12 protein-coding genes are annotated in these 14,453 nt (G+C 30.5%); 9 read left to right on the top strand and 3 right to left on the bottom strand.

Annotation, left to right across the window (positions count from 1 at the left end):
* From WBG30_RS14240 to WBG30_RS14200, 9 genes are all read left to right on the top strand, one after another.
* On the top strand, positions 1 to 229 hold a 229-nt coding region (locus tag WBG30_RS14240; protein ID WP_424505313.1), incomplete at its 5' end, for a PhoU domain-containing protein.
* A gap of 277 nt (positions 230 to 506) precedes the next feature.
* Positions 507 to 2,183 carry a DEAD/DEAH box helicase gene (locus WBG30_RS14235; RefSeq protein ID WP_424505312.1) on the top strand — a complete coding sequence of 559 codons (1,677 nt, stop codon included), beginning with the start codon at positions 507 to 509 and terminating at the stop codon, positions 2,181 to 2,183.
* Positions 2,184 to 2,296: 113 nt separating this feature from the next.
* Positions 2,297 to 3,274: an endolytic transglycosylase MltG gene (mltG, locus tag WBG30_RS14230; RefSeq protein WP_424505311.1), complete on the top strand. Its 978-nt coding sequence runs from the start codon at positions 2,297 to 2,299 to the stop codon at positions 3,272 to 3,274.
* 16 nt (positions 3,275 to 3,290) lie between these two features.
* Entirely contained in the window at positions 3,291 to 4,985 is a 1,695-nt protein-coding gene (locus tag WBG30_RS14225) for a B12-binding domain-containing radical SAM protein (protein WP_424505310.1), read from the top strand.
* Position 4,986: 1 nt separating this feature from the next.
* Positions 4,987 to 6,111: a SpoIID/LytB domain-containing protein gene (locus WBG30_RS14220; RefSeq protein WP_424505309.1), complete on the top strand. Its 1,125-nt coding sequence runs from the start codon at positions 4,987 to 4,989 to the stop codon at positions 6,109 to 6,111.
* A 66-nt stretch (positions 6,112 to 6,177) separates the two neighbouring features.
* Positions 6,178 to 7,542 carry a tRNA lysidine(34) synthetase TilS gene (gene tilS / locus WBG30_RS14215; protein ID WP_424505308.1) on the top strand — a complete coding sequence of 455 codons (1,365 nt, stop codon included), beginning with the start codon at positions 6,178 to 6,180 and terminating at the stop codon, positions 7,540 to 7,542.
* On the top strand, positions 7,523 to 9,739 hold the full coding sequence (gene ftsH, locus WBG30_RS14210) for an ATP-dependent zinc metalloprotease FtsH (RefSeq protein ID WP_424505307.1): 2,217 nt from the start codon (positions 7,523 to 7,525) through the stop codon (positions 9,737 to 9,739). Before tilS ends, ftsH begins: the two co-directional genes overlap by 20 nt.
* 90 nt (positions 9,740 to 9,829) lie before the next feature.
* Positions 9,830 to 10,243 carry a HutP family protein gene (locus tag WBG30_RS14205; protein ID WP_424505306.1) on the top strand — a complete coding sequence of 138 codons (414 nt, stop codon included), beginning with the start codon at positions 9,830 to 9,832 and terminating at the stop codon, positions 10,241 to 10,243.
* A gap of 209 nt (positions 10,244 to 10,452) precedes the next feature.
* On the top strand, positions 10,453 to 11,784 hold the full coding sequence (locus WBG30_RS14200) for an APC family permease (protein WP_424505305.1): 1,332 nt from the start codon (positions 10,453 to 10,455) through the stop codon (positions 11,782 to 11,784).
* 81 nt (positions 11,785 to 11,865) lie between these two features.
* On the opposite strand, the gene nox is transcribed toward WBG30_RS14200, so the two are convergent.
* The 3 genes from nox to nadD all read right to left on the bottom strand — a co-directional run bounded on the left by nox (position 11,866) and on the right by nadD (position 14,431).
* Positions 11,866 to 13,218 carry a H2O-forming NADH oxidase gene (nox, locus tag WBG30_RS14195; RefSeq protein WP_424505304.1) on the bottom strand — a complete coding sequence of 451 codons (1,353 nt, stop codon included), beginning with the start codon at positions 13,216 to 13,218 and terminating at the stop codon, positions 11,866 to 11,868.
* Between the two features lie 239 nt (positions 13,219 to 13,457).
* On the bottom strand, positions 13,458 to 13,805 hold the full coding sequence (locus tag WBG30_RS14190) for a cupin domain-containing protein (protein ID WP_424505303.1): 348 nt from the start codon (positions 13,803 to 13,805) through the stop codon (positions 13,458 to 13,460).
* 41 nt (positions 13,806 to 13,846) lie between these two features.
* Positions 13,847 to 14,431: a nicotinate-nucleotide adenylyltransferase gene (gene nadD, locus WBG30_RS14185; RefSeq protein WP_424505302.1), complete on the bottom strand. Its 585-nt coding sequence runs from the start codon at positions 14,429 to 14,431 to the stop codon at positions 13,847 to 13,849.
* Positions 14,432 to 14,453 lie beyond the last annotated feature (22 nt).

Here is a 14,453-nt window from a genome sequence, read left to right as displayed (position 1 = left end):
AGTGAACACAGCGTATGTAACAAATAATACAGATATAACAATAGAAGCAGTTAAAAAATCTACTGAAATTACTAATCTGTATAGAAAAGCAAGGAAAAGTCATTTAGAAAGAATGGGTAGTGATAAAAAACAAAGACCTATGCTAAGTACAGGACATATGGATATGTTAAGTCACTATAGACGTTTGAGTGATCATATGTTAACTGTAGTAGAAATAATGAATATATAGAATAAAGAGAGAGTTTCCAAATTTATGGGGAATTTCTCTTTTCCTAAAATACGGAATGCGGAAAGTGAAAAGTCGGAAAAGATACACTAATTGAAATAAGATTAGTATTATTTCAATTAATATGTTACACTATGACGTTAATTTAAATAAAGGTGGACTCAAAGTGTATTGATTTTAAGATCGAATGAATGCCCACGTATGGAATAAATTGCTGATAAAAGCATTATATATAGCATAAAATTTGATCCTGCCTTAATAAAACATAAGGATGTGAAATATGGAAACAATGGTAGAATTTAGAAAATTAGGACTGTCGGATAAAACATTAGCAGCGTTAGCAAAAAAAGGATTTGAAAAACCAAGTCCAATACAAGCGCTTACAATACCGGCTCTTCTTAACGGTGAAAAAGACATAATAGGTCAAGCACAAACAGGAACTGGTAAAACAGCAGCCTTTTCATTACCTATTTTAGAACAAATGGATGAAAGTAAAAGAGGAGTAAAAGCAATAGTTTTAGCTCCTACAAGAGAGTTAGCTATTCAAGTAGCAGATGAGATCAATTCTTTAAAAGGAGACAGAAGATTAACTGTACTTCCAGTATATGGTGGTCAAGCAATGGATCAACAGATCAGAGCTCTTAGAAGAGGAGTAGATATTGTAGTTGGAACTCCAGGAAGAGTACAAGACCATATCAGAAGAAAAACTTTAGTAATAGATAACTTAGATTTCTTTATCTTAGATGAAGCAGATGAAATGTTAAACATGGGATTCGTAGAAGATATAGAGACTATTTTAGCATCAACTAATGATGATAAGAAAATGTTGTTTTTCTCAGCAACTATGCCTAATGAGATTTTAAAAGTAGCTAAAAAATATATGGGTGACTTTGATGTAATGAGAGTTAAAGAAACACTTACAACTAACCTTACTGAGCAAATTTATTTTGAAGTAAGAGATGGAGATAAATTTGAAGCTCTTTGTAGAGTAGCAGATGTAGAAGTAGATTTCTACGGAATCGTATTCTGTAGAACTAAAAATGATGTAGATGGTGTAGTAAGTAAACTTGTTGAAAGAGGTTATGAAGCTGAAGGAATCCATGGAGATATATCACAGGCTCAAAGAGAAAGAACTCTTAGAAAATTCAAAACTAAAAATGTAAACATTTTAGTAGCTACAGACGTAGCAGCAAGAGGAATAGACGTAAATGACCTTACTCATGTAATCAACTACTCTATACCACAAGAAGCTGAGGCATATGTACATAGAATTGGTAGAACTGGTAGAGCAGGTAAAAAAGGTGTAGCTATAACATTTGTTACTCCTAGAGAAATGGGTAAATTAAGCAGAATTAAAAGAGTAGCTAATGCAGAAATTAAAAAATCAACTATCCCTGAAATAGAAGAAGTTTTAAAAGCTAAGAAAGAAAGTTTATATGCTTGTGTAGGAGAAATAATTGCAGAGAAAGATTTCTCAGTATATTCTGAAATGGCAACTGAATTATCTTTAGAAAGTAATCCTATAGAGGTTATTGCAGCATTATTAAGACATGTATATGATGATGAATTTGATAAAGAAACTTATAGAAAAATCAGAAATAACATGAGATCAAATGATAGAAATGATAGAGGCGATAGAAGAGATAGAAACGATAGAAACGATAGAAATGACAGAGGCGATAGAAGAGACAGAAACGATAGAGGTGGAAGACAAACTTTAGACAACCAAACTAGATTATTTATTGGAATGGGTAAAAAAGATAATTTAGATGCAAAAAAGTTATTAGAGATTGTTAACAAAGAAGCTAAAGTTCCAGGAAGAAAGATCAAAGATATCAAAATTATGAATGAATTTTCATTTATGACAGTTCCGTTTTCTGAAGCAGAGGATATTATCCATGCATTAAACGCTACTAGAAAAGGTGGAAGACCATTAGTAGAAAAAGCTAAGAACTAATATTTTTTAAGGGAAGGAAATTATACCTTCCCTTTTTTAATGTTTTATTTTCTAAGGATATAGTATATAATGTAAGAAGTATTACTTAAAAAATTAAGAAGGAGTTAAAAAAAATGAAAACGATAAAAATATTTCTTTTTAGTATAGTGATAATATTTTTTTTAGGAATAAGTACATACTATTATGAAATTTATATAAAAAAAATAGATATAAAAAAAGAAATTGAATTTGAAAAAGGAGAAAATGTAGGAGAGTTTTTAAATAAAATAGAAATAGATAAAAATATTTTTTTGAAGATATATTTTAGAGCATCAGGTATATCTAATGAGATAAAAGCTGGATATTATAAACTAGATAAGGAATATACAATATCAGAGTTTTTTAATCTCCTAAAAGAAGGCCGTTCTGAGATGGTTAGAGTAACTATTCCAGAAGGTTTTACAGTAGAACAAATAAAAGCTTTCTTAATATCTAAGGAAATGATGACTGAATCCGAATTTCAAAATATTTTAAAGGACACTAAATTTCCGTATATTACTCCTAATAATAATTTTGAAGGATATTTTTTTCCAGAAACATACTATTTTGCAGTAGGATCAAGCCCTAAGGTGATAATAAAAACAATTTTAGGAGAGTTTTTAAAGCAGTTTCCAGTAGAAAAATATGGTAAGACTGAAAAAGATAAATTGGATTTTTATAAAAAATTGATATTAGCTTCAATTATTGAAAGGGAAGCTGTAGTAGATATAGAGAAACCTATTATTGCATCGGTATTTTATAATAGGATAAAAAAAGGTATGAGGTTAGAATCTGATGCCACAGTGAACTATATATTTGGATATGAAAAGAGAAGGATCTACTATAAAGATCTGAAGAGAGAGTCACCATATAATACCTATAGAAATCATGGATTGCCCCCAACACCCATTGGGAGCCCTGGAAGTGTGGCTATAAAAGCTAGTTTAAACCCTGCTAGTACAGGATATTATTTTTTTGTAGCTACCTATGATGGAACAAATACTCATCATTTTACAAAAACATATAGAGAACATGTAAATTATCAGAAAAGGAATAAAAATAAACCCAAATAAAAAGAGGTAAATAAATATGAAAAATATAACACTTTTAGGAATAAATAGTAAATTTGTTCATACAAATTTAGCAATTAGATATATTAAAAAAATGATAGAACAAGTAGATGGATATAACCTTACAATGGTTGAGAGCAGCATAAATAATCAACTGCCAAATATTATAAGGGAAGTAGTAGAATCAAAACCAGAGATATTATTGGCATCTACATATATTTGGAATAAAGAATTTGTATTTAAAACTATAGTAGAATTAAAAAAAATAAACCCTAACTTAAAGATCTATTTAGGAGGGCCAGAAGTTTCATATAATGCGATAGAAATCATGAAAAGCTATGAAGAAGTAGATGGAGTAATAGAAGGAGAAGGGGAACAAATAATAACCAATCTTCTAAAAAAAGATGAAAAAGATGTTTTAGGACTTTATTATAGAAATATAGAAAATAAAGGTGAGATAAAATTTAATGGGCATGAATTGCCTATAGAAAATTTAGATATGATACCATTCCCATATGAAAATTGGGAGTTAGTGGAAAATAAAGGTAAAATATTTTATTATGAATCTACTAGAGGTTGTCCATTTAGATGTTCTTACTGCATGTCTTCTATAGAAAAGAGTGTTAGAAGTTTTAGTATACCTAGGGTAAAAAAAGATCTTATGACGTTTTTAGATGCAGGAGTTAATCTAGTAAAATTTGTAGATAGAACTTTCAATTTAAAGAAAGAACATTATATGGAAGTATGGAAATTTTTAATAAAAAATTATAGACCGAATACTACATTTCATTTCGAGATAAGTGCAGATTTATTTGATGATGAAGTAATAGAGTTTTTGACTACAGTACCAAAAGATCTATTTCAATTTGAGATAGGAGTACAGACAATTAATGATAACACTATGAAGTTAATTAGACGTAAAAATGATTTAGGAAAGTTGTCGAAAAATGTGTTGGCTATAAAGGATAATATCCATCTGCATCTTGACCTCATAGCTGGATTACCGAAAGAAGATTTTAAGACATTTAAGAGTTCATTTAACTATGTATATGGGTTAAAACCTGAAATGATTCAATTGGGGTTTTTAAAGATATTGAGAGGTACCGAAATATCTGGTCAAATAGAAAAATTTGAATATAAGTATATGGGCTTTCCACCCTATGAAGTTATATCTAATGATCATATAACCTATGAAGAACTTCTAAAATTAAAGGATGTAGAGGAAGTTTTAGACTTTTACTATAATTCAGGAGATTTTGTAAAGAGTATAGATTATTTGATAAATAATTTTTATAGTTCGCCATTTGAATTTTATTTGGATATGGCTAATTCTTACGAAGAAAAAGGTTATTTTAAGGTATCCCATAAAAAACTTGCTATCTTTAATTTCTTGTTAGATTTCTACAAGGAGAAAAAGTTTGGGCAAGATGATAGTGATAAGGAAAGAAGATTTATAGAATATTTAAAATTTGATTATATCAATTTGGGGAAACCTGGGAAATATCCAGAGTGGTTTATATCTTCTAAGGATAAAAATCTATATCATGAATTAGTAGAAAAATTAGTAGTAGAATCAAAATTTAAAAATAATAGACAAGGTTTTAAAAATACAGAGATGGAGGAGTTTGAGATAGATATTTTCACAGGTGAGAGTAAACAGACAAAACTGCTATTTATATATGAAGGAAAAGAGACTAAAATACAGGAGTGTTAGTATGAAATTACTCTATTTGTTTTTATTTATTACTCTTACAGTTTTTGGAGAAGAGTATGTACAGGATGATTTGGTAGTTGGAATCAATCGTTTTAAAGGGAAAAAAATATATGTGACCTCAGAAAATGGAAGTGCTATTATAGAGATAAAATCTGATGAATATTATACCTATGAGATAAAAATAGGGGATGTTCAGACTATATCAATTAGTGGAGAGCAGATAAAATTTAAAGATAAACGAGCACCTAAAATATACCTGCATAAAGGAAGTCCTGAAACGACTATAAAAATTAGTTTAGATGGAAAAAAATTTAGTAGATATAGGGGAGATTTTCAATTTATTCCCTATAAAAATAACGTATTACCACTAAATAGTGTACAGTCAGAGGATTATATATATTCTGTAGTGCCATCAGAGATAGGACACTACTTTCCAGAAGAAGCGATAAAAGCTCAGACTTTGGCAGCTAGATCCTATTTATACTATGGGTTGAGATATTCAAAATATGATGAATTTGATTTATTTGACAATATAAACTCCCAGATGTACCTTGGGATGGATAGAGAAAATAAAAAAATAAATTTATCAGTAGATACTACCCGTGGAAAGGTGATACTATATGGTGGGAAGCCAATAAATGCTCTATATTATTCCACGAGTGGAGGAGTAACAGCTAATAATGAAGATGTATGGGGTGGTAATGCAACCTCATATCTCCGGTCGGTCAATGATAGGGGAAATGAGAGCAAATCGCCGAGACTAAAATGGAAAGTAAAGATATCTAAAAATGAGTTATCTAAAAAATTTGGATTTAAGGTAAAGGGTCTCAAAGTCTTGGAGGTAAAAAGTAATAGAGTTAGTAAGATAAAAGTGTATGGAGGTAGAAATCGGACTATAACAGGAGATAAATTTAGAAGTATAGTTGGATATGGGAAGGTTTATAGTACACAATTCAAAGTAAAAGCTAGTGGAAATTATTTTTTATTTATCGGGAAGGGATCAGGCCATGGAGTTGGGATGAGTCAATACGGTGCTTATGGTTTATCTCAAAAAGGAAAGAACTATGAGGAGATACTCAAACACTACTACAAGGGTGTAAAAATAGAGGAATATAAAAGAAACTAATTAACTTATCTTGTTAATTGGAAAATGATAAGAGGGGAAAAGTAAGTAAAAAAAAGGAAGTGTTTTATGGATTTAAAAAAATTTGAAAGGTTAAATAAAGAAAAAAAATTGATAGAATATGGTGATAAAATAGTTATAGCTATGTCTGGTGGGCCAGACTCAATATTTTTATACAATCTTCTAAAAAAGATTAAAGATAAAATGGATCTGAAGATATACTTTGCCCATATAAATCATTGCCTCAGAGGGAAAGATAGTGATGGAGATGAAAATTTTGTTATAAATTTAGGGAAATCTGAAGATATACCGGTCTATACAAAAAAAGTTGATATTAAAGGATATGCTAAACTTCATGGATTATCTGAAGAAGAAGCAGGACGGGAAGTAAGGTATGGTTTCTTTAGGGAGATAAAAGATCAAGTAGGAGGGACCAAAGTAGCTTTAGCTCACAATGAAGACGATGTGGTAGAGACATTTATGTTTCGTCTTATTCGTGGGACATCTTTTAAGGGATTAGAGGGAATACCGGTTATGAGAGAATTCTTTATACGTCCTGTTTTAAGTTATAGAAAAGAAGAGATTTTGAAGTATTTAGATGAAAAAAAAATTACTTATTGTATAGATAAAACGAATTTTCAGGAGGTCTATACGAGAAATAAGATTAGGTTAAACTTAATTCCTTCTATAGAAAAAGAATATAACGTTAATTTCAAAGAAAAAATAATAAATTTAATTTCAGATATAGGGGAGTTTAATGGTATTATTAATAGTAACTTGAAAAAGTATACAAAAAATGATATTTTAGATGTAAGGGAACTAAAAAAAGAGGAAAAGTTTATTCAACGGACCATTATCTCAGAATATTTACAAAGATTTGATATATCTGTAAACAGAAATAAAATACTTGAAATACAAAAGTTGATTTATTCGGACGGGAGTAAGGAGATATCTGGTGATTATAGATACCGTATCAAAAAAACGTATGATATTTTAGAGGTAGTAGAAGTAGAAAAAGTAAAATTTAATGATCAATTAATTGTAAAATTAACTATCCCAGGGAGTATTCTTTGGAATGATTATAAAATAAGTGCTCAATTAATTAATGAAGGTCAGAAACCTAAAGAAGGAAAAAACAAATTTTATTGTAAACTAAGAAAGGATGATGTTTTAACAGTTCGCTCAAGAAAAAATGGGGATAAATTTTATCCTGTTGGTATGAGTGGGAAAAAAAAATTAAAAGATTTATTTATCGACTTGAAGATTCCAAAGGAGGAGAGAGATTCTATTCCGATTATTACTAATTTAGATGAAATTCTATGGGTAGGAGGAATTAGAGGGGATAGGCGTTTTGAAGATTTGAAAAAACAAACTGTAAAACTGAGAATTGAAAAAATTGAGGAGGTAGACTTCAGTGGAAAACAACAACAATAATGATTTAAAAGAGGAAAAAAAGAAGGAAAACTTAGAAAAAAAAGATACGGAGTATAATGAATTAGAGGAAAGGAAAAACGAACTTAAAGATAAATTAAAATATGGTATGAGAAAAAAAGATAGAAAAAACACTGATAAAAATGATGGTAAAGGATCTAAAAAAGAGCCTAAAAAGAAATTCAATTTTAAAACAGTGATAATGCTATTATTCGTTGTTACAATAATTATGTCACTACCATCAATGATGAATAGTGCTAAAACAAAAGATCAGAAGATAGTTAGTTATACAGAATTTTTGAAAAAAGCTAATAATGGAGAATTTAAAGTAGTTCAAGAAAAAGAAGGCTACGTAATTGGGAAAAAAAAATTAGAAGATACAGTAGCTATAAGAGCTAGAATGATATCTAATAGAATTTCCCAAGATCCTAATCTTATGGAAGCCTTGACTCAAACAAAAGCTGAAATAAAATCTGAAGATCCAGCTAAGACACCACTTATAGTTCAAATACTTATTTCATGGTTCCCAATGTTATTATTGGTTGGAATTTGGATATTTATGATGAATAAGATGAAAGGTGGAGGAAACAGTGGTCCTAGTGTATTTAATATGGGGAAATCTAAAGCTAAAGACAATGGAGAGAATGTCTCCAATGTTAAATTTGATGATGTAGCAGGTATTGAGGAGGCTAAACAAGAATTAGTTGAGGTTGTAGATTTCTTAAAAGAGCCTGAAAAATATAAAAAAATAGGAGCTAGTATACCTAAAGGTGTCTTATTATTAGGAGCGCCAGGAACAGGGAAAACTTTATTAGCAAAAGCAGTCGCAGGAGAAGCAGCAGTGCCGTTTTTCACTATATCTGGTTCTGAATTTGTAGAGATGTTCGTAGGAGTAGGAGCCTCTAGAGTAAGAGACTTATTCAATAAAGCTAGAAAAGCAGCACCTTGTATTGTATTTATTGATGAAATAGATGCAGTAGGTAGAAAGAGAGGATCTGGTCAAGGTGGAGGAAATGATGAAAGAGAACAGACTTTAAATCAACTTCTAGTAGAGATGGATGGTTTTAGTACTGAGGAAACTATAATAGTAATTGCTGCAACTAATAGGCCTGAGATTTTAGATAAAGCTCTTATGAGACCAGGAAGATTTGACAGACAAGTTGTTGTTGATAAACCTGATATAAAGGGAAGAGAAGCTATATTACATGTACATATTAAAGGTAAGAAATTAGGGAAAGATGTAGATTTACATACGTTAGCTAAAAAAACTCCTGGATTTGTAGGAGCAGACCTTGCTAACTTATTAAATGAAGCGGCTATATTGGCAGCTAGACAACATAGAGACGTTATTATGATGGAAGACCTAGAGGAAGCATCTGAAAAAGTATCTATCGGTCCTGCTAGAAAATCAAGAGTAACAGTGGAAAAAGAAAAACATATAGTAGCATATCATGAAGTAGGGCATGCAATGATTCAGACTTTTTATAAAGATACAGTAGATCCTGTTCATAAAGTAACAATAGTTCCTCGTGGAATGGCAGCTCTTGGTTACACAATGAGTTTACCCACAGAAGATAGATATTTGAGAAGTAGAAAAGAATATTTAGCTGATTTAAGAGGGCTATTAGGTGGTAGAGCAGCTGAAGAGGTAGTCTTTGGGGATATTACAACTGGAGCTAGTAACGATATAGAAAGAGCAACAGGAATAGCACATGCTATGGTAACTAAATTAGGAATGTCTGATAGATTTGGACCTGTATTATTAGATGCTACCAAAGAGGGAGATATGTTCCAAAATAAAATTTATGGAGAAGAAACAGCTAAATCTATAGATGAAGAGATTAGAAAAATGATCAATGAAGCCTATGATGAGGTTAAAACTACCCTTAGAGATAACTATGATCTTTTAGATAAGATAGCAAAATCGTTATTGGAAAGAGAAACAATAACTGGAGTAGAGCTTAACATTCTTATGGATGGAGGCGAATTAGAGCCATTAAAACCATTAGCAGATGTAGTTGCTAAAGGATTAGATGAACTAAAAGAAGAATTAACTAAAAAAGAAGAAGAAGAGAAAACTTTTGAATTAAAAGATTCTCCTTTAGAAGTTGAAGAAACAGAAACAGAAACTGAAAAAGAAACTAAAAATGAAGTTAAAATTGAAACTAAAGATGAGAGTGAAGGGGAAGAAAAAAAGTAAATAAAGATATAGAAAAAGAGAAATAATATAAAAGGGTTACCTTAAAAAGGGTAACCCTTTTTCTAAGAAAATAAAATAGGAGGAAAAAAAATGAAGGAAAAAAGTTATGAAATTTCTAAAATAGCTATAAAAATGGTACTTACAACTAGGGAAGAAGAGAAAAAATTAAAGGAAGAATACAAAAAAAATGGGATATTAACAGCGGCAGTTAATATAGGTGGAAAAATGCCAGATATGACTATTAAAATAATAGAAAATTCAATAGTGGCTGCAATAAAAAATGGATTAGTTGAAGATAATAGAAGTCATAATGGGATCATAGTAGGAGCAGTACGAGACGCTCTAAATCAAGTTAGCAATAAAACTAGTGGCTTTAATGTTGGGGGAAAGATATCATTGGTTAGAATAGAGGATGATATTTCTGTAGCAGTTCTCCTAAATATTGGGATATTACATCTAAATGAAGTAGCTATTGCCACGGCACATAGAATAATAAATTCATAGAGTAAGATCGATTTATGTGGGATTTTATTTTTAATGTTGTTAGGCTATAATTTTTAAAGTACTAAATAGATTTAAGCTTTGAAAATTGACTTTTCCTTGAATTCATGATAAAATAACTAAAGTTTTTTATATCTAAAGTGTAGATTAAGGTATTAGAGTAATAGAGTAGAAATTAGATGTAAAAGTAAAAAAATAGGAGTGTGGGATTAGTGAAGGGAATAAAAGAGGTTCAATTAGAACAGAAATACGGGCTGTCAGTAGCGACAGCAATGGTAATTGGAATAGTGGTAGGGATAGGGATATTCTTTAAAGCAGAAGCAATATTAAAAGCAGCAAGTTTAAACCCAACTGTAGCAATAGTAGCTTGGGTATTAGGTGGAACTATTACTATTTTAGCAGGATTAACAGCAGCAGAATTAGGAGCAGCTATTCCTGAAACTGGCGGATTAGTAGCTTATATTAGAAGAATTTATGGAGATTTTGCTGGATTTATGACTGGATGGATGCATGTAGTTTTATATCTGCCAGGATTAGTAGCAGTATTAGCATACTACACTGGATTCTTTGCAACAATATTTTTAGGAATAGAAAGTACTCCTACAAATGTAGCCATGATATCTATTCCTGCATTTTTATCAGTTTTTGTTATAAATTTATTTATGGCTAAATCTGGTGGAAGACTACAGACAGTTATAACAGCTATTAAGATCATTCCATTAGCAGGATTACTTATTTTTGGTTTATTAAATGGATCAAATCCAACTCCATTTAGCGTGGCAGAAGGAGTAAGTTCACCATTTAGTATGAGTTTGGTATTAGCAGCATTGGTACCAGTAATGTTTGCTTATGATGGATGGATGTTAGCTTGTAGTATAGGTGGAGAAATAAAAAATCCAACTAAAAATTTACCTAAGGCAATTATTTTTGGATTAGGTCTAATTATAGTTTTATACGTAGGATTAAACATTGCTTTACTTAAGACTTTACCAGCTAATCTATTAGCAGAACAAGGGACAGTAGGAGCAGCGAACCTTCTATTTGGACCAATGGCGACAAAAGCTATTTTTGGTGGTATAGTTATATCTGCATATGGAACATTAAATGGATTAACTTTAGCAGCTATAAGATTTCCTTATACATTGGCTATTGAGGGTCATTTCCCTATGAAAAATTATTTTTCAGAAGTAAGTACAAAGTTTAATACACCATTAAAATCTGGATTTTTAATGTTTATTATAAGTGGTTTATATCTTTTAGCACCATTTGTAATTGATATGAGTATTGATATATTTGCAGATATTCCAGTAGCAATTATATGGGCTTTTTATTCAGTACTATTTATAGGTTTAATCATCTTGAGAAAGAAAGAACCTAACTTAGATAGACCATATAAAGTGCCGTTATATCCAATTATTCCAATATTAGCAGCAATTGGTGGTATAGGTATTACAATAAGCGCAACAATAAATCAGCCACATTATATGTTATATTCTATAATTATAGTTTTATTGGGAGTTCCGTTTTATAGAAAAAATAGATAAAATAAAAAAGAATAATAAAAGCTCCTAATCTAAGATTAGGAGCTTTTTGTTTTTAAAGGTTAATATATAGTATTATAATTTCTATAGTTTACCTAGTGCTAATAAACCAGCCTTAGTAATAAAGTTATGTGGTTGGTTAAAGTGTGGTAGGAAAAATGTATCTGTAAGTGCTAGTTTATCAATAGTGTATCTTTCTTGGATAGCTAAACTGAAGAAATGTAGTGCTAATGTGATATCTGAAGTAGATGCCATTTGAGCTCCTATAATTCTCTTTGTTTCTTTTTCCCAGACTACTTTTACTGTAATTTCATCATTTTCTGGCATGAAAGCAGCTTTGATTAGATCTGTAAACTCAACTGTTTCAACCTCCATTCCTGAACTTTTAGCTACACATTCAGTTAATCCAGTAGAACATAGTGTCAATCCAAATATATGGATTGCATTAGACCCTTGCACTCCTTGCATCTCTAGTGGAGTACCACAAGCATTATGACCTGCAACGATACCTGTTCTTACAGCATTTGTTGCAAGAGCAATGTTTTCAAATTGATTAGAAGCATTGTTGTACACAGTAGCACAATCTCCTATAGCATAAACATCTTTAATATTTGTTTCCATTCTATTATTAGTAAGGATAGCTCCTCTAGGTGTTAATTCTATCCCTGTATCTGCGAGGACTCTAGTATTAGGTTTAAATCCAATTGACATAAGAACTAGATCAGTATCATATTCACCTTTAGTTGTGATAACTTTATTTACTTTACCGTCACCTTTAAATTCAGTAACAGTTTCGCCTAATTGCATAATAATTCCATTTTTTTCCAAATTAGATCTCATCATCTCTTGAAAATTAGGATCATAATATCTATTTAATACATCCATATCATTAATTAGAGTAACTTCTTTACCATTTTCTTTGAAAGCTTCTACTAATTCAATTCCAATATATCCAGCTCCTACAACGGTAACTTTTTTAATAGATGGATCTTTTATTTTTTCAATTGCACCTTGTGCATTTTGGAAAATTTTAGCATATATAATATTTTCTAAATCATGTCCTGGTAAAGGAGGTAAGATAGGCCATGATCCAATTGCAAAGATAAGTTTATCATAAGTTTCAGTTTTCATTTCTCCAGTTTCTAGATCTTCTATCTCTATAGTTTTTTTATCAAAATCTACATTTTTAAAATCATGTTTCATGTGAACTTCTGCTCCAGCTTCACATAATGATTCAGGTGTAGCATAGAAAAGTCCATCTCCAGAGTCAATTACTCCACCAATCCATAGAGCCATTCCACATCCTAAAAATGAAATATTATCATTTTTGTCATATGTAACTACCTCATGGGTATCTTTATATTTATTAGCTATCTCAAGGATAGAATGAGTTCCTGCATGGTTTGTTCCGATTACTATTACCTTTTCTTTTTTCATGGTTGCACACTCCTTTTATATTAATTATAATTTTATATTAATTACAATACTTTATGTGATTAATATATCATTGAATATACAACATGTCAAACTTTTTCTAAAAAAAGAGGATAACTCATAAGTAGATTTTCTACTTGAGTTACCCTCTTTTATTATTATTTAAGAAATTAGAGATATGTTTAATGAATAAAAGTTTATAAAACTTTAAATTATCCTAACTAGATAAAAGGTCTTATCCCCTATTTTTCAACGATAAAAGCTAAAAATTTTAATTTTTTATCTCCTGTATTTTTCAATGAATGAGAGTGATCAGAACCTGTATAAACTAAATCTCCAGCACTGACTTCTTTTGTAACCCCATCATCGATAACTTCTCCTTGCCCATCTATAATATAGTAAAACTCCTCATCATCTGTATGAGAATGTTCCCCTATCATAGCTCCTACCTCAAGATCGTTTGCCATAACTACCTTTATTTTATTAGTCATTTCATCTCCTACAAGATATTGCATTCCGTGGATAAGACCATGTCCCCCACGTGGTTTTTCGCTGGTAACCTTTTTTGTTTCGCATTCTTTGATTATCATATTGAGCCCCCTTATACTTGTTGTAAAATTTAAACTTAAATTTATCTATATAATTGATATTTTTTTATATAATTTTCTATTTCTGGAACTATATATTTATCTAGTGGTTCGTTATTTTTAATTTTTTCTCTGATTATGGTAGAGCTAAGGTCAAATAGTGGTGCTTCAATAGTCAGAAGCCCATGGGTATCCGACTGATATCCCTTTCTTTTGAAAAAAACAAATTTACAGAGATCAATCATCTCCTTGTAATTTTTCCAACTGGTCAAATATTCTGCAGAATCTTCCCCAATAATTTCATATATAAGGGCGTCAGGATAGATCTCAACGATTTTTAGGAGGGTATCATAGGTATATGATACCTTTTCAGAGTTGATCTCGTAGTCACAAGGATAGAGCTTTTTGTTTTTTGAACAGGCTAAATTAATCATCGCCATTCTGTCACTACTACTTACAAAGTTTCTATCAGGTCTATGACAAGGAGTTCCTACAGGAACAATATATAACCTATCCAAATTAAGTTTTTTAATAGCTAGGTTTGCCATCTCTATATGTCCTCTATGGATAGGGTTAAAACTTCCCCCGAAAATTCCTATTTTTTCTATTTTATTATTTTTATTATCCATATATTAACATCCTTTTATGTCT

Source organism: Psychrilyobacter sp., from assembly GCF_049671765.1.
GTDB lineage: Bacteria > Fusobacteriota > Fusobacteriia > Fusobacteriales > Fusobacteriaceae > Psychrilyobacter.
Note: the sequence above shows the minus strand (reverse complement) of the source record. Positions and strands in the feature narration are given on the sequence as shown.

Coding starts and splice junctions, on each gene's coding strand:
- WBG30_RS14205 (WP_424505306.1), top strand. CDS start 9,830: ATGAAGGAAAAAAGTTATGAAATTTCTAAAATAGCTATAAAAATGGTA.
- tilS (WP_424505308.1), top strand. CDS start 6,178: ATGGATTTAAAAAAATTTGAAAGGTTAAATAAAGAAAAAAAATTGATA.
- WBG30_RS14225 (WP_424505310.1), top strand. CDS start 3,291: ATGAAAAATATAACACTTTTAGGAATAAATAGTAAATTTGTTCATACA.
- nox (WP_424505304.1), bottom strand. CDS start 13,218: ATGAAAAAAGAAAAGGTAATAGTAATCGGAACAAACCATGCAGGAACT.
- mltG (WP_424505311.1), top strand. CDS start 2,297: ATGAAAACGATAAAAATATTTCTTTTTAGTATAGTGATAATATTTTTT.
- WBG30_RS14190 (WP_424505303.1), bottom strand. CDS start 13,805: ATGATAATCAAAGAATGCGAAACAAAAAAGGTTACCAGCGAAAAACCA.
- WBG30_RS14220 (WP_424505309.1), top strand. CDS start 4,987: ATGAAATTACTCTATTTGTTTTTATTTATTACTCTTACAGTTTTTGGA.
- WBG30_RS14235 (WP_424505312.1), top strand. CDS start 507: ATGGAAACAATGGTAGAATTTAGAAAATTAGGACTGTCGGATAAAACA.
- nadD (WP_424505302.1), bottom strand. CDS start 14,431: ATGGATAATAAAAATAATAAAATAGAAAAAATAGGAATTTTCGGGGGA.